Genomic DNA, 18776 nt, shown 5'->3' on the forward strand with positions numbered 1-18776 from the left:
CGCACAATCCTGAGCACGGTCGGCCAAGAAGGATTATTCTGCAAAAACATTTCCCCGGCTCAGAGTATGTGAGAAGCGAATATGAAGATCGATGACATGGACGCCTTTGTCGCCGTCATCCGCTGCCAGTCGACCAACCTCGCCGCCGAGGCGTTGCAGTTGACCCAGCCGGCGATCACGCGGCGGGTGCAGAATTTCGAGGAAGATCTGGGCGCCAATCTGCTGGATCGCAACACCAAGCCGCTCAAGCCGACGCCCATGGGCTGGCGGGTGTATGAGCAGTGCAAAGCGATCCTGCGGGAGATCGACACCCTGCGCGAGCTGGTCGCCAGCGACGGTGCGCCCAGCGGCACATTGCGGCTGGGCGTGCCGCAGACCATCGGCGACGTGGTACTGCTCGATGCCCTGGCGCAGATCCGCGAGGCGTACCCGGACCTTCGCACCTCGGTGGTCAGCGGCTGGGGCAGTTCGCTGATCGCCAAGATGGAAAACGGCGATCTGGACGCTGCCGCCGCGCTCTTCCCCACCGGCAAGATTTTCCCCGAGGGCATCGCCAGCCGGTCCATCGGCCGCATGCAGTTGCGGGTGGTGGCGGCCAAGGGCACGGCAACCAAGCGCAGCTACAAGCTCAAGGACTGTTACCTGCGGGGCTGGGTGCTGAACCCGGATGGCTGCGGTTTCCGCGCCGGCTTGCAGCGGGCGCTGAGCGAACAGGGACTGTCGTTGCAGATCAACCTGGAGACCTTCGGCACCGAGCTGCAATTGGGCCTGGTGGCCAACGGTCAGGGCCTGGGCCTGGTGCCGGAGCCGCTGCTCGCCACCAGTCGCCACCGCGATCAACTGGAGGTCCTCAACGTCAGCGACTTCAAGCCGCAAGTGGACCTGTGGCTGTTCCATCCGCGCTACCTGGGCAACCTGCAGGAGCCGGTGGAGTTGTTCGGCGCGGTCTCGGCGCAGCGCCTGGATGGCAACAAAATATCCTGATCGCATGTTATAAAACGATCTTTATGTCATTTTCTGATAATTAACTTAGAACCAAAAAGCCTTTCACAAGCGCCTTTCAGACGCTTATGTTCGCATTACCGACCCCAACCTGGTGGAGGCAAATGGATTTCTGCCACCGCCAGCGGGTCTGCCCTTTCCGCTTCTCCCGCCTTTGCGGCATTTCCCTGGCCGTGTGCAGAACGCCGACATCCCAACCTCGCGGTTGCCTGTCGGGTCGTGCTGCCTTTCCCCTTCGCGCAGCGCACCTCCGGCAACCTTATGGAGATACGCGACATGGGGCTCACCCGTAGAGATATGATTTCCCGCCTGGCCGCCATCGGTGGCTATTCGGCGGCGCTTGGCGGCCTGTCCGCGCTGGGCCTGCCGGGCTCGGCCCAGGCGGCGACCTTCGAACCGCTGAAACTGGCCAGCCGCGCCGGCAACGGCAAAAAAGTCTTGATCGTCGGCGGCGGCATCAGCGGCCTGGTCTCGGCCTACGAACTGCGCAAGGCCGGCTTCGAGGTCAAGCTGCTGGAAGCCCGCGACCGCATCGGCGGCCGGGTCTGGACGCTGCGCAATGGCGACCGCATCGAGCACAACGACGGCAGCAAGCAGACCGTGGAATTCGACAACGGCCTGTTCTTCAATGCCGGCGCCGCACGCCTGCCCAGCCATCACCTGACCATCCTCGGCTACTGCCGCGAGCTGGGCGTGGAGCTGGAAGTTCTGGTCAACAGCAGCCGCAACGCCCTGGTCCAGCCGGACCTGAGCAAGCCGCCGCTGCTGTTGCGCCAGGCGGTCAACGACACCCGCGGGCACCTGAGCGAGCTGCTGGCGCGCAGTGTCCAGCGCAATAGCCTCGACCAGGAACTGAACGCCGGCGAGCGCAAGGCGCTGCTGGATTTCCTCAAGGTCTATGGCGACCTCAATGACGAGCGCCAGTACCGCGGCTCGGTGCGCTCGGGCTACACACGCTTCGCCGGGGCCGGCGACCAGACCCCGGTGCAGCGCACGCCGGTGGAGCTCGACCGCCTGCTCGACAGCAACCTGCTGTTGCCGCTGGTGTTCGATGAAATCCCGGAATTCTCCGCGACCATGTTCCAGCCCGTGGGCGGCATGGACCAGATTCCCAAGGCCTTCTATCGCCAGGTCAAGGACGCGGTGCAACTGAACGCCGAGGTGCAGTCGATCCAGACCTCCGACCGCGGCAGCCGCGTGGTCTGGCGCGACCGCACCACCGGCCGCCAGCACACCGAAGACGCCGACTACGCCGTGGTCGCCCTGCCCCTGCCGCTGCTGCGCAAGCTCGACAGCAACTTCACCCCGGCCTTCAAGCAGGCGCTGGAACTGGCCAAGCCGGACAAGGCCAACAAGGTCGCCTGGCAGTCGCCGCGCTTCTGGGAAACCGATTTCCAGATCTACGGCGGGCTCTCGTACATCAACCATGACGCGCGTTTCCTCTGGTACCCGAGCGACCGCCTGAACAGCGCGCAAGGCGTGCTGGTGGCGACCTACAACACCGGCGAAATTGCCGAGCGCTTTGCCGGCAAGAGCTGGCAGGAGCAGTTCGCCTCGTCCCGCAGCGCCGTGGAGTCACTGCACCCCGGCCACGCGCAGAAGCTCGGGCGCGCGGTGGCGGTCAACTGGTCGAAGATTCCCTTCAGCGAAAGCCCGTGGATCGTCCACGACGAAGTGGTGCAACCGGCCTACGACACGCTCAACCAGCCCCAGGGCCGCACCTGGCTGGCCAGCGACGCCCTGGCCCATGGCGGCGTCGGCATCTGGCAGAACAGCGCCGCTGAATCCGCCCGTCGCGTGGTCGGCCTGATCGCCGAGCACGCCAACCAGTCCACCCGCAACGTTGCCGCCGCCTGACCGACAAGGAATGTCTCCATGAACACCAACACCTTCACCGCCCTCACCCTCGGAGCCCTCATGAGCCTGACCCTGAATGCCGCCCACGCCGACAGCATCCAGCGCGTCAGCCCGCCGGGCTCGACCTTCCCCATCTCGCAACTGGTCACCGTACCGGCCTCGGCACAACTGACCTTCGTCAGCGGCACCCTGCCCGATGTCGCCGATCCCAAGGCGCCGAAAGGCAGCATCCAGGCCTACGGCAACACCGAAACCCAGACCCTCTCGGTGCTGAACAAACTGCGCACTGCGCTGCAAAGCCAGGGCCTGGACCTCGGCGATATCGTGCAACTGCGGGTGTTCCTCGTCGGTGACCCGGACAAGGGCGGCACCCTCGACTTCGCCGGTCTGCAGGCCGCCTACACGAAGTTCTTCGCCACCGCCGAACAGCCGAACAAGCCGACCCGCACCGCGTTGCAGGTGGTCGCCCTGCCGTTGCCGGGTGCGCTGGTGGAAATCGAAGCCGTCGCCGCCAAGGCGCCTTGAGCCCGGCCACCCGGCCCCGTCCTCGCACGAAAAAAAACAGCACAGGAAACACGCCTTGAACACTGCCCCTTTGTCCCGCTGGCCAGCGGCGACCGCGCGCACCCCACTGTTGGGCGCGGCACTGCTTGCCAGCCTGAATATCGCAACCGTCAACGCCGAAGAACCGAGCGACCCCGCCGCCAGCGGCTCGCGCCTGGAAACGGTGATCGTCACCGGTAGCCGCGGCAGCGAAAAACGCACTGTAACCACCAGCCCGGCGCCAATCGACGTGATCAGCGCCAAGCAACTGCAAGACACCGGCAAGCCCGGCCTGATGGAAGCCCTCAGCGCCAGCGTCGCCTCCTTCACCCTGCCGGAAAAGACCGGCTGGGACGCCAGCGGCATGGCCCGCGCGCCGAGCCTGCGCGGACTGAACGCAGCGCAGGTGCTGGTGCTGGTCAACGGCAAACGCCGGCACACCAGCGCCACCCTGAATATCAGCGGGATCAACGCCGGCGCCGCACCCGCCGACCTCGACCTGATCCCCATCAGCGCCATCGACCACGTCGAAGTGCTGCGTGACGGCGCCGCCGCCCAGTACGGCTCCGACGCCATCGCCGGGGTCATCAACGTGATCCTCAAAGCCGACACCAGCGGCACCGCGGTGACCAACGCCGGCCAGGGCTACGACGGCAAGAAGCAGACGGTGCAGCAGAGCCTGAACAAGGGCTTCGAAATCGGTAACGACGGCGTGCTGCAACTGGCGCTGGATGCCCGCAGCCAGAACGACGACAACAAGGCCAGCGCCAACGGCTACAGCGTCGCCGAAGCCCACGAGAAAGCCGGCAAGTCCACCTACGGCGGCTACGGCACGCCGAAGATCAACCTGCTGACCCTCGGCTACAACGCCGAACTGCCGGTGAACGATGACCTCAGCCTGTACTCGTTCAGCACCTGGTCCTACCGCAAGGCCGAGCAGGGCCAGAACTTCCGCCTGCCAACCATCGTCAACACCATCACCACCGGCCCCAACGGCCGCCCGGCCGGCTACACGCCAACCTGGTACATCGAGGAAGAAGACTTCCAGGCCGCGTTCGGCGCCAAGGGCCTGGCCGGCGACTGGGACTGGGATCTATCCAGCACCTACGGGCGCAACAGCGCCGAACAAGGCACCTGGAACAACCAGAACCCGTCGCTGGGCGAAGCCACGCCAAACCACTTCAAGTCCGGCACCTGGATCTCCACCCAACTGACCAGCAACCTCGACCTGCACCGCGGTTTCGACGTTGGCCTGAGCAAACCGCTCGACCTGTCCTGGGGCCTGGAACAGCGCCGCGACGGCTATGAAGTGGAAGACGGCGACTGGGCCAGTTGGGCCAACGGCGGCTACTGCGTGTCGCCCGGCAACTGCGCCTCGTCGGGGGCGCAAGTCACCAACGGCATCTCCCCGGCCGAAGCCTCCAGCGAGCACCGCAACAGCGTCGCCAGCTACCTCGACGTCGGCTTCAACCCGTTGCCGCAGTGGTACGTCGGCACCGCGCTGCGCTACGAGCACTATGATCAGGGCATCGGCGCGACCCGCAGCGGCAAGCTCAGCACCCGCTACGAGTTCACCCCGCAACTGGCGGTGCGCGCCACGGTGAGCAACGGCTTCCGCGCGCCATCGTTGGCCAACAGCCTGTTCAGCGCCCGCTCCACCACCTATGGCGTGGTCGATGGCGTCTACCAGTCGATCAACTACGGCGTGCTGCCGGTGGATTCGGCGGCGGCCAAGGCCCTGGGTGCCGAAGCGCTGAAGCCGGAAAAGTCCGCCAACTACAGCCTTGGCTTGACCTTCCAGCCGACGGACCGGCTGTCGTTCACCGCCGACGCCTACCTGATCAACGTGCGTGACCGCATCACCCTGACCGGCACCCTGCTCGGCAGCGAAGTGACCCAGACCCTGGTGGCCAACGGCATCACCTCGACCTCCGGCGGGCAGTACTTCACCAACGGCGCCAACACCCGCACCAAGGGCGTGGATTTGGTCGGCAACTATGACCAGGACCTCGGCGCGCTGGGCAGCGTCAAGTGGACCGCGGCCTGGAACTGGAACGACACCGAGATCCTCGACTACAAGGAAAGCGTCAACATTCTTGGCCGCAACTACGACCTGATGAACCGCCAGGCACGCAACTTCATCACCGGCGTGCAGCCGAAAACCAAGCTGATCCTGGGCGGCAACTGGCGGCTGGACCGCTACAACGTCAACCTTGGGCTGACCCGCTACGGTTCGTACCGCGAGGTCAACGACGCCAACGACCGCTCGCTCGACAGGGTCTACAAGGCGCGCTGGATCACCGACCTGGACGTGGGCTACCAGTTGACCAAGAGCCTGAACCTGGCGGTCGGCGCGAAGAACCTTTTCGACATCTACCCCGAGCGGCAGTCGCCGAGCAGCAAGACCATGGTCAAGAGCTATGGGGCGTATTCGCCGTATGGCTTTACCGGGGGGTATTACTACACGCGGTTGACGTATGACTTCTGATTGATTGTTGGGGGTATCCACACATCTCTCTGCCAGTCGCAAACCGCCAGTCACTCGCAATCCTGTAGGAGCGGCCGTTAGCCGCGATGGGCCGCAAAGCGGCCCTAATTCCATGCAGCACCCGGTCACTGGCGGGTTGGGATCTCACATTCAGGCATCCTCAAGGGCGAAAGAAATGCCGGGTTTAGACAGCCATCTCGTGCTGGATGGTTTGGGGGCCGCTGTGCGGCCCATCGCGGCTAACGGCCGCTCCTACAGAGTCCGCGTCTTGCCCGCGAGATTTGTAAATGGCCCAACAAACTACCCAACCTCAAAATTCAATTTATTGATATTAATCAATTTATGTAATGCGCAATTTACATAATTAGCATAGAAGAAAATGTGCTTTCACAGGCAGCTTTCCCGCGTTTAAGGTCTATCCCACAGACCGACCCCTTTCCTGGCGGAGGCCGTTATCGACGACTGAAGCCGGGCCTCTCCCCGCGCTTCGTCCCCTTCTCCTCAGGAGCGAAGCATGAGCAAACGACAGATCAAACTCGGCGCGATGATCCATGGTGTCGGTCACGGCTGGGGCGAGTGGCGCCATCCGGACGCTCTGGCCGATGCCAGCGTCAACTTCGGCTACTACAAGCAACAGGCGCAACTGGCCGAAGGCGCGAAGTTCGACTTCGCTTTCATTGCCGACAGCCTGCACATCCACGCCAAATCCAGCCCGCACTACCTCAACCGCTTCGAACCACTGACCATCCTCTCCGCCCTGGCCGCCGTCACCGAGCACATCGGCCTGGTGGCGACCATCACCGTCAGCTACACCGAACCCTTCCAGGTCGCCCGGCAACTGGCCTCGCTCGACCATATCAGCGGCGGTCGCGCCGGCTGGAACGTGGTCACCTCGTGGCTGTCCGGCACCGCCGACAACTTCGGCAAGGCCGAGCACCCGCCGCATGCCGAGCGCTACCGCATCGCCAAGGAACACGTGCAAGTGGTCCAGGGCCTGTGGGATTCCTGGGAAGACGACGCGCTGGTGCGGGACAAGCAGAGCGGCCAGTTCTTCGACCCGGACAAGCTGCACGCGCTGGAGCACAAGGGCGAATTCTTCAAGGTCAAGGGCCCGCTGAACATCGCCCGCTCGCGCCAGGGCCAGCCGCTGATCTTCCAGGCCGGCACCTCCGAGGACGGCCGCAACTTCGCCGCACGCCAGGCCGACGCGATCTTCGTCAGCCCCGACGGTTTCAGCGACGCCCGCGCCTACTACCAGGACCTCAAGCAGCGGGCGAAAAACTTCGGCCGCAACCCGGACGAGCTGTTCATCCTGCCGGGCATCCGTCCCATCGTCGGCCTCGATGCCGACGACGCCGAGCAGCGCTACCAGCAGGCGGCGGCGCTGGTCAGCATTGATGACGCGCTGGTCGCCCTCGGCCGGCCGTTCAACGACTACGACTTCAGCGGCCATGATCTCGACGCGCCGTTCCCCGACCTCGGCGACCTCGGCAGCCAGAGCCACAAGGGCTCCTCCGACTACCTCAAGCAACTGGCCCGCGACGAAGGCCTGAGTTTGCGCCAAGTGGCGCTGCGTTTCTCGGCGCCGAAACGGGACTTCGTCGGCACCGCCGAGGAAGTCGCCAACGCCGTGCAGGACTGGTTCGAACACGGCGCGGCAGACGGTTTCATCATCAATTCGCTGCTGCCCGACGGCCTGCAACGCTTCACCGAAACGGTGGTGCCGTTGCTGCAGGAACGCGGCCTGCTGCGCCAGGAATACGAAGGCCAGACCCTTCGCGACAACTTCGGCCTGGCAGTGCCAGCCAACCGCTACACCTTGCGTCGCACCCAGGAAGCGGTCGCCTGAACCGCCCCAAGCCCATTCCGCCCGCGCCGAGCGCGGGCCACTCTGACACGCACAAGGAGTTTGCCCCATGAGCCTCGAATTCATCGGCCTGATCGGCCCCCAGGAAGCCAGCGAATCCCAGGCGCCACGCGGCCCGAGCGTTGACCTGGAATTCATCAAGGCCTTCGCCCAGGCCCAGGAATACGGCGGGTTCGACAAAGCCCTGCTGGCGGTCAACACCAGCGCCGCCGACTCGCTGATCATCGCCAGCCATGTCGCCGCCTACACCGAGAAACTCGGCCTGCTGGTGGCCCACCGTCCGGGCTTCCAGGCGCCGACCTTCGCCGCCCGCCAGTTCGCCACCCTCGACCAGCTCAGCCGCGGCCGCGCCTCGATCAACGTCATCACTGGCGGCGACAGCGGCGACCTGCAACGTGACGGCGACTTCATCGACAAGGACGCCCGCTACGCCCGCACCGACGAATACCTCGACGTGGTCAAGCAGACCTGGACCGCGACCCAACCCTTCAGCCACGAAGGCGCGCACTACCACGTCGAAGACAACCTGACCCTGATCAAGCCGCTGCAAAAGCCCCACGTGCCGATCTACTTCTCGGGCGCATCCGATGCCGCCGTCGAAGTCGCAGCCAAGCACGCCGACGTCTACATGATGTGGGGCGAGCCGCTGGAACAGGTGCGCGAGCGCATCGCCAAAGTGCGCAAGGCGGCGGCCAAATATGGCCGCGAGAAACACATTCGCTTCAGCCTGTCGCTGCGACCGATCCTCGGCGCCACCGAAGAGGCCGCCTGGGCCCGCGCCGAACAGATCCTGGCCGACGCCCGCGTGCTGCATGAACTGCGCGCAAGCAAGCGTCGCGAATTCAACGTGGGCAAAAACAACATCGGCTCGGCGCGCCTGGTGGAACTGGCCAGCCAGAAAGTGGTGCACGACAAACGCCTGTGGACCGCGATCGCCGCGCTGACCGGCGCCGCCGGCAACTCCACCTCGCTGGTGGGGACCGCCGACCAGGTCGCAGATGCGGCGCTGGAGTACTACAACCTCGGCGTGACCACCTTCCTGTTCCGCGGCTTCGACCAACTGCGCGACGCGGTGGAGTACGGCCAGGACCTGCTGCCACGAATTCGTGCGCGGGTAGCCGAGCAGGCGCAGGGCAAACGCGCCAACGGCTGAATTCAAGGCAAAAAAAACCGCCAGTAACCCTACTGGCGGTGAAACGTAGCGCAGATATGAAGATAGTGCCGTCGCACCCTGGACGACCCGGTCCAGAGGAACGACGTCAGTATCACCGCCCAACGTTCACACTGCTTGCTCCTGCCTGCCAATAGCTTGGCTGTGGTTGCCATGGCCGGCACCGTATCTGTGTCTGCTGCATCTGTAGGAGCGAGCTTGCTCGCGATGGCGCCCTGATCGCGAGCAAGCTCGCTCCTACAGATACAGTGGGCGCGCAAGACATAACTATCAACGCCACGCGATAACACTCCAGTTCTATCATTGCGCGTGATAGTCACCTTCGCTTCGTTCGATTCGTCCCCACCCGCGCCTGAACGCAGAATCCGCCCACTATCAATATATTGGCGGAGTTCTCCATGGAGCAGTCACTCAAACCCTTGCGCTATCCCCTTGCTGCGTTGGCCCTTCTGGTGATGAGTGCCTGTGGTCGCACCCCGGAGGCGGTCCAGGCACCCGGCGCGCCGAAAGTCAGCGTGGCCAAGGTGCTGGAACAACCAATCAATGAATGGGACGAGTTCACCGGCCGCCTCGAAGCGCCGGAAACCGTCGAAGTCCGCCCGCGCGTCTCCGGGCAGATCGACCAAGTGGCCTTCACCGAAGGCGCCCAGGTCAACAAAGGCGACCTGCTGTTCCAGATCGACCCACGTCCGTTCCAGGCTGAGGTCCGCCGCCTCGAAGCCCAGGTGCAACAAGCCCGCGCCACCGCCATCCGCAGTGAAAACGAAGCTCAGCGCGGCGAACGCCTGCGCAGCAGCAACGCTATTTCCGCCGAGCTTGCCGAGTCGCGCACCAGCGCCGCCGCCGAAGCCCGTGCCGGTGTCGCGGCAATCCAGGCGCAACTGGACCTGGCCAAGCTGAACCTGAGCTTCACCCGCGTGACCGCGCCGATCAGCGGCCGCGTCAGCCGCGCCCAGTTCACCGCCGGCAACATCGTCACCGCCGATGTCACGCCGCTGACCAGCGTCGTCTCCACCGACCGCGTCTACGCCTACTTCGATGCCGACGAGCGCGTCTACCTCAAGTACACCCAACTTGCCCGCGACGGCCAGCGCGGCCAGACCACTCCGGTGTACCTCGGCCTGTCCAACGAAACCGGCAACCCGCACCTGGGCCAGATGAACTTCGTCGACAACCAGGTCAACCCGAAGACCGGCACCATCCGTGGCCGCGCCGTGTTCGACAACCGCGACGGCCAGTTCACCCCGGGTCTCTACGCCCGCCTGAAACTGGTCGGCAGCGCCACGTACTCGGCAGTGCTGATCAACGACGAAGCCGTGGGCACCGACCTGGGCAAGAAGTTCGTGCTGGTGATGGACAAGGACAACAAGGCCGATTACCGCCCTGTGGAACTCGGTCCGAAACTCGAAGGCCTGCGCATCGTTCGCGCCGGTCTGAGCAAGGAAGACCGCATCGTGGTCAAGGGCCTGCAACGGGTTCGTCCCGGCTCGCCGGTCACCCCTGAAGAAACACCGATGGCCAGCGAAGCGACCCTCGCCGCCCTCGCCCAACAGCGCCAGGCCCTGGAAGCTGCCAACCGTCCGCAAACGCCCGTTGGCGCCGCGACGGTCAAGCTCGCCAGCGCCACGGCTCCACGCGGTTAAGGGACCAGTCCAATGAATTTTTCCCGGTTTTTCATTACCCGGCCGATCTTCGCCGCGGTGCTCTCGCTGCTGATCCTGATCGCCGGCGCCATCTCGCTGTTCCAGTTGCCGATCAGCGAATACCCGGAAGTGGTGCCGCCGACCGTGGTCGTGCGCGCCAACTTCCCCGGCGCCAACCCCAAGGTGATCGGCGAAACCGTCGCCGCGCCGCTGGAACAGGCCATCACCGGTGTCGAGAACATGCTGTACATGTCCTCGCAGTCCACCGCTGACGGCAAGATCACCCTGACCATCACCTTCGCCCTCGGCACCGACCTGGACAACGCCCAGGTGCAGGTGCAGAACCGCGTGACCCGCACCCAGCCCAAGCTGCCGGAAGAGGTGACGCGCATCGGTATCACCGTCGACAAAGCCTCGCCCGACCTGACCATGGTCGTGCACTTGACCTCGCCGGATCAGCGCTACGACATGCTGTACCTGTCCAACTACGCCATCCTCAACATCAAGGATGAACTGGCGCGCCTCGGCGGCGTCGGCGATGTGCAGTTGTTCGGCATGGGCGATTATTCGCTGCGGGTCTGGCTCGATCCGAACAAGACCGCTTCGCGCAACCTGACCGCCAGCGACGTGGTCACCGCCATTCGCGAACAGAACCGCCAGGTCGCCGCCGGCCAGCTCGGTGCACCACCTGCGCCCGGCGCCACCAGCTTCCAGCTCTCGGTCAACACCCAGGGCCGGCTGGTCAGCGAAGAAGAGTTCGAAAACATCATCATCCGCTCCGGCGAGAACGGTGAAATCACCCGCCTGAAAGACATCGCCCGGGTCGAGCTTGGCTCAAGCCAATACGCCCTGCGCTCGCTGCTGAACAACCAGCCGGCGGTGGCGATCCCGATCTTCCAGCGCCCTGGCTCCAACGCGATCGAGATCTCCGACGAAGTGCGCGGCAAGATGGCCGAGCTGAAGAAAGACTTCCCCGAAGGCATGGACTACAGCATCGTCTACGACCCGACCGTGTTCGTTCGCGGCTCGATCGAAGCGGTGGTGCACACCCTGTTCGAAGCGCTGATCCTCGTGGTGCTGGTGGTGATCCTGTTCCTGCAGACCTGGCGCGCCTCGATCATTCCGCTGGTGGCCGTGCCTGTGTCGCTGATCGGTACGTTCGCGGTGATGCACCTGTTCGGCTTCTCGCTCAACGCGCTGTCGCTGTTCGGCCTGGTGCTGGCCATCGGTATCGTGGTGGACGACGCCATCGTGGTGGTGGAGAACGTCGAGCGGAACATCGAACTCGGCCTCGAACCGATGGAAGCCACGAAAAAAGCCATGAGCGAAGTGACCGGACCGATCGTCGCCACGGCGCTGGTGCTGTGTGCGGTGTTCATCCCGGCGGCGTTCATCTCCGGCCTTACCGGGCAGTTCTACAAACAGTTCGCCCTGACCATCGCCATCTCCACCGTGATCTCGGCCTTCAACTCGCTGACCCTATCGCCGGCGCTGGCCGCCGTGTTGCTCAAGGGCCATCACGCGCCTAAAGACCGTTTCTCGCGGGTGCTCGACCGCCTGTTCGGCGGCTGGCTGTTCCGTCCGTTCAACCGCTTCTTCGAGCGTGCCAGCCATAGCTATGTCGGCACCGTCGCACGGGTGATCCGCCGCAGTGGCGTGGCCATGTTCATCTACGCCGGGCTGATGGTGCTGACCTGGATGGGCTTCTCGTCCACCCCGACCGGCTTCGTTCCCGCGCAGGACAAACAGTACCTGGTGGCCTTCGCCCAGTTGCCGGACGCCGCCAGCCTCGACCGCACCGAAGCGGTCATCAAGAGAATGAGCGAAATCGCCCTGAAACAACCGGGCGTGGCCGACTCCGTGGCCTTCCCCGGCCTGTCGATCAACGGCTTCACCAACAGCCCCAACAGCGGCATCGTGTTCACCCCGCTCAAGCCGTTCGATGAGCGCAAAGACCCGAGCCAGTCGGCTGCCGCCATCGCCGCCGCGCTGAACGCGCAGTTTGCCGACATCCAGGACGCCTACATCGCGATCTTCCCGCCGCCGCCGGTACAGGGGCTGGGCACCATCGGCGGCTTCCGCCTGCAGATCGAAGACCGCGGCAACCTGGGCTATGAAGCGCTGTACAAAGAAACCCAGAACATCATCGCCAAAAGCCACAACGTGCCGGAGCTGGCCGGGCTGTTCACCAGCTACCAGGTCAACGTGCCGCAGGTCGATGCTGCCATCGACCGGGAAAAGGCCAAGACCCACGGCGTGGCCATCAACGACATCTTCGACACCCTGCAGATCTACCTGGGCTCGCTGTACGCCAACGACTTCAACCGTTTTGGCCGTACCTACCAGGTCAACGTCCAGGCTGAACAGCAGTTCCGTCTCGACGCTGAACAGATCGGCCAACTGAAGGTGCGCAACAATCAGGGCGAGATGATCCCGCTGGCGACCTTCATCAAGGTCAGCGATACCTCCGGCCCCGACCGCGTGATGCACTACAACGGCTTCATCACCGCCGAGATCAACGGCGCTGCGGCTCCGGGCTACAGCTCCGGGCAGGCGGAAAAGGCCATCGAGAAACTGCTTAAAGAAGAGCTGCCCAACGGCATGACCTTCGAGTGGACCGAACTGACCTACCAGCAGATTCTCGCCGGTAACACCGCACTGTTCGTCTTCCCGCTCTGCGTGCTGCTGGCCTTCCTGGTGCTGGCTGCCCAGTACGAAAGCTGGAGCCTGCCGCTGGCGGTGATCCTGATCGTGCCGATGACCCTGCTGTCGGCGATTACCGGGGTGATCCTGTCCGGTGGCGACAACAACATCTTCACCCAGATCGGCTTGATCGTACTGGTGGGGCTGGCGTGCAAAAACGCGATCCTGATCGTCGAGTTCGCCAAGGACAAACAGGCCGAGGGTCTCGACCCGCTGGCCGCGGTACTGGAAGCCTGCCGCCTGCGTCTGCGGCCGATCCTGATGACCTCGTTCGCCTTCATCATGGGTGTGGTGCCGCTGGTGTTCTCGTCCGGTGCCGGTGCTGAAATGCGTCATGCCATGGGTGTGGCGGTGTTCTCCGGGATGATCGGGGTGACCATCTTCGGCCTGCTGCTGACGCCTGTGTTCTTTGTCCTGATCCGTCGTTACGTCGAACGCAGCCAGGCGCGCAAGGCCGCGCGGCTGACCGCCGTGGAGAACCACGCATGAACCCGTTGAACCTGAGCGCTGCAAAACTGTGGATGCCAAGCCTGTTGGTGCTGGCCCTGAGCGCCTGCGCCGTGGGCCCGGACTACAAGGCCCCGGAAACCGCCGCCGCCCACCTGGCCGCCACCGACGGCCAGGCCGGCCTGGACCGCAACCGCTTCGAAAGCGCCTGGTGGCACCAGTTCGAAGACCCGGTGCTGGACCAGTTGGTGACCCAGTCGCTGAACGGCAACCGTGACCTGCGCGTAGCGTTCGCCCGCCTCAAGGCGGCCCGCTCGATCCGCGAAGACGTCGACAACGACGCCTTCCCCACCGTCACCAGCCGCGCCAGCAGCAACCTTGGCAAAGGCCAGATTCCGGGCCAGACCGAAGACCGGGTCAACAGCGAACGCTACGACCTGGGCCTGGACATGGCATGGGAACTGGACCTGTTCGGCCGCATCCAGCGTCAACTGGAAGCGAGCCAGGCCCAGGAAGCCGCGGCCCAGGCCGACCTGCAACAACTGCAAGTCAGCCTGATCGCCGAACTGGTGGACGCCTACGGCCAGCTTCGTGGTGCGCAACTGCGCGAGAAAATCGCCCTGGCCAACCTCAAGACCCAGCAGGATTCTCGCGGCATCACCGAGACCCTGCGCGATGCTGGCGTGGGCAACGAACTGGACGTGGTCCGCGCTGATGCCCGCCTGGCGGCGGTAGAAGCCAGCGTGCCGCAACTGCAGGCGGAACAGGTGCGAGCGCGCAACCGCATCGCCACCCTGCTCGGCCAGCGACCGGACGCGCTGAGCGTCGATTTGTCGCCGGCGCAATTGCCAGCCATCGCCAAGGCCCTGCCGGTGGGCGATCCGGGCGAACTGCTGCAACGCCGCCCGGACATCCGTCGCGCCGAACGCCAACTGGCGGCGGCCACCGCCAACGTGGGCGTTGCCACGGCCGACCTGTTCCCACGGGTCAGCCTGAGCGGCTTCCTTGGCTTCACCGCCGGTCGCGGTTCGCAGATCGGCTCTTCGGCGGCGTCTGCCTGGGCGCTTGGCCCGAGCATCACCTGGGCCGCGTTCGACCTGGGCAGCGTCCGCGCCCGCCTGCGCGGTGCCAACGCCGATGCCGAAGGCGCACTGGCGACCTATGAACAGCAAGTGCTGCTGGCGCTGGAAGAATCGGAAAACGCCTTCAGCGATTACGGCAAACGCCAACAACGCTTGCTTTCGCTGCTGAAACAGAGCGAAGCCAGCCGCAAAGCTGCGGAGCTGGCCTCGATCCGCTACCGCGAAGGCACGGTGGACTACCTCGTCCTGCTCGACGCCGAACGCGAGCGCCTCGCGGCGGAAGACGCCCAGGCCCAGGGCGAAGTCGAGTTGTATCGCGGCATCGTCGCCATCTACAAAGCGTTGGGTGGCGGCTGGCAGGCCGAGGCTGTCGCGGCCAGGTAATTCAGAGCTCCTTTGGTTGGTGAACACCGACCTTTTTGCCCCGCAGGTTTAGGCCTTGCGGGGCTTTTTTTGGTGAATCTTGCGGGCCTCATCGCCAGCAAAACTGAACTGACCCCCCCGTAGGAGCGAGCTTGCTCGCGAGCCCCCCACCCCCAACTTTTTCCGACACCCCGCAACGCAATCCCCCCGCCAAGGTGTCGCATAAAGCTACGAACTTCCGGCTTCTTCCGACTTTCATGTAGGCAATTTCCCAATCATACTTCCGCGCCTTATCAGCCGTTGCGCTCGTGGGAATCGGCACCTAGTCTTCGCCGGTCGTTGCTCATCAACGACCGGTCTTGACGGACTGACTTTCACAGAACGCTGGTTGCTATGGCAGCTGTGCGTGTGGGCGCCTTCGGGCGCGCCGGGTTTTCTCTGTGGACCGGTCCGTCAACCCGCGCACAGTCGCCACCCTCCTGCTTGACGGCTAGATCGTGGCGACTCACTCCTCCACAGAGATCGACACCATGAAAAAAACCGTACCTGATCCACCCGCCAGCACCCCTCGCCTCGCCACCGTTCACACCCACTTCAGCGCGTGCAACGACAGCCACAAACCCCTGTTCGCCGTCTGCGCCGGCGTCGATATCGAAGATGCCCTGGTGCACCTGTCCATGACCCTGAAATCCGCCTTCGAAACCAACCTGCAAGTCTGCGAACTGGCCGAGCAGGAAGTGGGGGATCTGGCGTGGAGCAGTTATCACTCGCTGGAGATTTCGCGGGCTTTGGTTGAGTCGCTTTTGAGGGGGGTTGCGGGGCAAAGGAGTTAAGGCCGAGTAGTGTGTTGTTGGCTTGCGCAGGCGATGCAGAAAAAGGGGCGTCCGCTTTTCCGTCGCCCCCTTTCTCCGAGGTGTGTGTTCGCAACTATCACCGTAGACCAGACCAGCCCTTCTTCATTTTTTGCTTTCAGTTCAAGTGGTTAGCTGTTAAGTAAGTGCCATTCAAATCCGTCCCCTTTTCCTGGATGTTGCTTTTGTACCAAATAGCTTCTAATATTTATTATTTCAACCCCAGCAAATGCTTAAACGGGCCATCGTTTAAATTAAGTCCAAGATCTACAACTAGTTGAATAGCCTCCTTGTACTCTTCGCCCGTTATAGAAATATCATATTCGCAAATATGATCGCATAATATTTCAAAGGCTAGACTCTCTTCACTATACGCGACATAGTCCAAGGCGCCTTGGAGAAGGTCGGAATCCAATCGACCTTCAAACTTTCTTCCAAACTTAATGATACGATCTGCGAACATAAATTATTCTACTTAATTGGCTTGTAAGGTGGAATCGGAGCATCATCAGGAAATGCAGTAACAACCTTCCCTGTAGCCGGCTGATATACAACTCGCATTCGCACACCATCACGAGTTTCATACGGAAGAAAAGGGGACCGGAAGAAAAGGGGACAGATTTATTTTCAGTCACTTAAAAAATAAATCTGTCCCCTTTCCCAGTCCCCTTTCCCCCTACGAGAATGAGCATGTGGAGAAATTTTAGTAAGTGCCATTTAAATCTGCCACCTTTTCTGGCACATCCCCACCATTACTCGACAGCTGTAAAAATATGCACATCCAGATTCACGTCAGGAAACTGACCAGGAAGAATCCTTGACGAAAGCTCACCCTTAAGCAGCTTTAAAAGAAATTCAACACAGCCGAAATTAAAAATTTCTTCCTCACTCTGATCTGAGCTATGTATAGCAATCTTCCAGGACTCTGGCTCTCCATCAACCAGCCAGACAAAAGTTTCCCCATTGTCAGTAACCGCCCAAGGAAAAAAAGAGCCTTTAGCCGGGTATGCTGGCCTTGGGTAATCCGATGAAAATTCTTGCTGCAAAAAAACATATGCCTCGACAAAGTACCTACTTTTTTCAAAATTCAAGTTTGAATTTTTTGATAACGGATCTAGCAACCAGATAAACCCATCAATTGATCCACTTCCATAAACAGAAACAAGGCCTTTAAAGTCACTTGGCAACTGCATTCCCCAATCAGACTCAAAAGCGGCCAAGGCCACACTATGAAGGCTCCGCTGAGCGGGAGGCGGGAGGATATTAATTAGCTGATTAATCATTATCATTTAATTCCATTTACGTTAGGAATTGACACATCAAGAGTAAGCCCCCCTGACCCACGAGCAGACAACGTTACACCTGTCGGAACTGGATTGGTACCTGTATATATAGGTATTGCCCTATAGCTCACTGTTTCACCATTCTGCACGGTATTCCTCACTTGGCGCTCAAATGAACTCATATTGGGATGATTGGCGTTGCGCTGAAAAAGCGTCACTAGGTTTCTTGCACCATTACGACCAAAAAGGGGAGACCAAAAAGGGGACCAAAAAGGGGACGGATTTATTTCTCACCCACGCAGAAAATTAAATCTGTCTCCTTTTCTGTCCAATTCATCAACTGTCGTTCTGATTCAAACCTCTATCTCGCGCCAGTAAATATTTTCTGGCATAGGCTGATCCTGATTAAATCGGGAGAAAACCTCGATCACATCGTTAATATTAAACCACTCATCTTTTTTTAATTGAACACGCCCTGCACCAAACGATAGCAAGCTCCCATCCTCAAAGTTCGTGCTGGAATTTGAATGATAACCTCTAAACAGAGATTTATTTTTTGCGTCATATCTTTCTATAAAGCAAGTGAATCTGCCTCCAGCAACTTGCACATAGCTACCATCGTCGTCAATTATGCATGCGAATGAGCTAGGGCCGTAGCTTTTTAATTTTTTTAACGCTCTTACAAGCTGCGCCTGATTAACGCCAATTACTACGGGACTATTTTCGACTTCGAGTTTCATATCCCTCACTTTCACGGCACATACAAAAAAACGGGACAAAAAAGGGGACATATTTATTTTTCAACCCTCAGAAAAATAAATCCGCCCCCTTTTCGCTGTGGTCTGCCCCCTATCCCCTTCGCGCTCTCGCTGGTTATTCAATTTTTCGAGCTACCATGAGCGCTCGATCAATCGTATCGCAAGTAATGTAAGGCACAAACCCGAGCCTGTCACCCTCCTCAAAACTTTTCTTATATTCTTCCAGACGACCGATATCGCCAGCTATTGCTAGAGCGGCCAAATGTCGGACTGGCATTGCACCTTTAGCATCTGTTGGCAGCGTTCTATAAACCATCAACCCCTCGTTAACACTCTGAGAGCGGGCCCAAGATATAGCCTTCTCTGACAACCGAATAACATCACAACTAGATAAACTAGACAATTTCTCCGGACCTTCATTGCTAACTATAATCGGAACATTACTACCGCCGCTACCCAATATAAAAGAGACAGCCTCCGAAAACTTTTTGGTCGAAATGGAGGGCGTAAGCGAAACTCGAAAATGGTCCGAGCGCTTACCCACAGAGGGAATAAGCTGAAGTCGAGCGTCTCCCACATCAATGACGCAAAAATAATCACCAACTTCATCCTTGCTACAGGCCCAGCCCTGCTCCCTCAAGATTGAAACAACATCTTTTTCTGTCATTACTAGGCACCAGGAAAATTCATAATCTAGAAAAAAGAAAAAGGGGACAAG

The 18776-nt window shown here is 61.3% G+C and carries 15 protein-coding genes; 10 read left to right on the top strand and 5 right to left on the bottom strand.

Translation table 11 applies throughout. The features are described 5' to 3' along the window. Window positions 1–81 precede the first annotated feature (81 nt). From DM374_RS28640 to DM374_RS28685, 10 genes are all read left to right on the top strand, one after another. Window positions 82–984: a LysR family transcriptional regulator gene (locus tag DM374_RS28640; RefSeq protein ID WP_110972922.1), complete on the top strand. Its 903-nt coding sequence runs from the start codon at window positions 82–84 to the stop codon at window positions 982–984. A 294-nt stretch (window positions 985–1278) separates the two neighbouring features. Continuing rightward, on the top strand, window positions 1279–2859 hold the full coding sequence (locus DM374_RS28645; protein WP_110972923.1) for a flavin monoamine oxidase family protein: 1581 nt from the start codon (window positions 1279–1281) through the stop codon (window positions 2857–2859). Window positions 2860–2877: 18 nt separating this feature from the next. Next, the gene (locus DM374_RS28650) at window positions 2878–3384 is read left to right on the top strand and encodes a RidA family protein (RefSeq protein ID WP_177431622.1); all 507 of its coding nucleotides are present in this window, start codon (window positions 2878–2880) and stop codon (window positions 3382–3384) included. 133 nt (window positions 3385–3517) lie between these two features. Further along, the gene (locus tag DM374_RS28655) at window positions 3518–5890 is read left to right on the top strand and encodes a TonB-dependent receptor plug domain-containing protein (protein ID WP_404821396.1); all 2373 of its coding nucleotides are present in this window, start codon (window positions 3518–3520) and stop codon (window positions 5888–5890) included. Between the two features lie 514 nt (window positions 5891–6404). Continuing rightward, window positions 6405–7739 carry an LLM class flavin-dependent oxidoreductase gene (locus tag DM374_RS28660; protein WP_110972925.1) on the top strand — a complete coding sequence of 445 codons (1335 nt, stop codon included), beginning with the start codon at window positions 6405–6407 and terminating at the stop codon, window positions 7737–7739. Between the two features lie 67 nt (window positions 7740–7806). Further along, complete coding sequence (locus DM374_RS28665; protein ID WP_110972926.1) at window positions 7807–8910, top strand: LLM class flavin-dependent oxidoreductase; 1104 nt, start codon at window positions 7807–7809, stop codon at window positions 8908–8910. Between the two features lie 416 nt (window positions 8911–9326). Further along, window positions 9327–10571, top strand: a complete 1245-nt coding sequence (gene mexE / locus DM374_RS28670; protein WP_110972927.1) for a multidrug efflux RND transporter periplasmic adaptor subunit MexE — start codon at window positions 9327–9329, stop codon at window positions 10569–10571. 12 nt (window positions 10572–10583) lie between these two features. Further along, a complete protein-coding gene (locus DM374_RS28675; RefSeq protein WP_110972928.1) occupies window positions 10584–13763 on the top strand; it encodes an efflux RND transporter permease subunit in 3180 nt (1059 codons plus the stop codon). Further along, window positions 13760–15187 carry an efflux transporter outer membrane subunit gene (locus DM374_RS28680; RefSeq protein WP_110972929.1) on the top strand — a complete coding sequence of 476 codons (1428 nt, stop codon included), beginning with the start codon at window positions 13760–13762 and terminating at the stop codon, window positions 15185–15187. Before DM374_RS28675 ends, DM374_RS28680 begins: the two co-directional genes overlap by 4 nt. 509 nt (window positions 15188–15696) lie before the next feature. Beyond that, the gene (locus tag DM374_RS28685; protein WP_110972930.1) at window positions 15697–15999 is read left to right on the top strand and encodes a DUF3077 domain-containing protein; all 303 of its coding nucleotides are present in this window, start codon (window positions 15697–15699) and stop codon (window positions 15997–15999) included. 229 nt (window positions 16000–16228) lie between these two features. On the opposite strand, the gene DM374_RS28690 is transcribed toward DM374_RS28685, so the two are convergent. The 5 genes from DM374_RS28690 to DM374_RS28705 all read right to left on the bottom strand — a co-directional run. Beyond that, the gene (locus DM374_RS28690; protein ID WP_110972931.1) at window positions 16229–16480 is read right to left on the bottom strand and encodes a MafI family immunity protein; all 252 of its coding nucleotides are present in this window, start codon (window positions 16478–16480) and stop codon (window positions 16229–16231) included. Between the two features lie 289 nt (window positions 16481–16769). Then, the gene (locus DM374_RS28695) at window positions 16770–17300 is read right to left on the bottom strand and encodes an SMI1/KNR4 family protein (protein WP_110972932.1); all 531 of its coding nucleotides are present in this window, start codon (window positions 17298–17300) and stop codon (window positions 16770–16772) included. Between the two features lie 2 nt (window positions 17301–17302). Continuing rightward, on the bottom strand, window positions 17303–17587 hold the full coding sequence (locus DM374_RS34585) for a DNA/RNA non-specific endonuclease (protein ID WP_110972933.1): 285 nt from the start codon (window positions 17585–17587) through the stop codon (window positions 17303–17305). A gap of 66 nt (window positions 17588–17653) precedes the next feature. Continuing rightward, window positions 17654–18040 carry a hypothetical protein gene (locus DM374_RS33300; RefSeq protein WP_157969764.1) on the bottom strand — a complete coding sequence of 129 codons (387 nt, stop codon included), beginning with the start codon at window positions 18038–18040 and terminating at the stop codon, window positions 17654–17656. A 133-nt stretch (window positions 18041–18173) separates the two neighbouring features. Continuing rightward, window positions 18174–18776 (bottom strand): DUF6990 domain-containing protein (locus DM374_RS28705; protein WP_225422616.1); only part of this gene is annotated, 603 nt, incomplete at its 5' end.

The organism is Pseudomonas huaxiensis (assembly GCF_003231275.1).
In the GTDB taxonomy this organism is placed as follows: domain Bacteria; phylum Pseudomonadota; class Gammaproteobacteria; order Pseudomonadales; family Pseudomonadaceae; genus Aquipseudomonas; species Aquipseudomonas huaxiensis.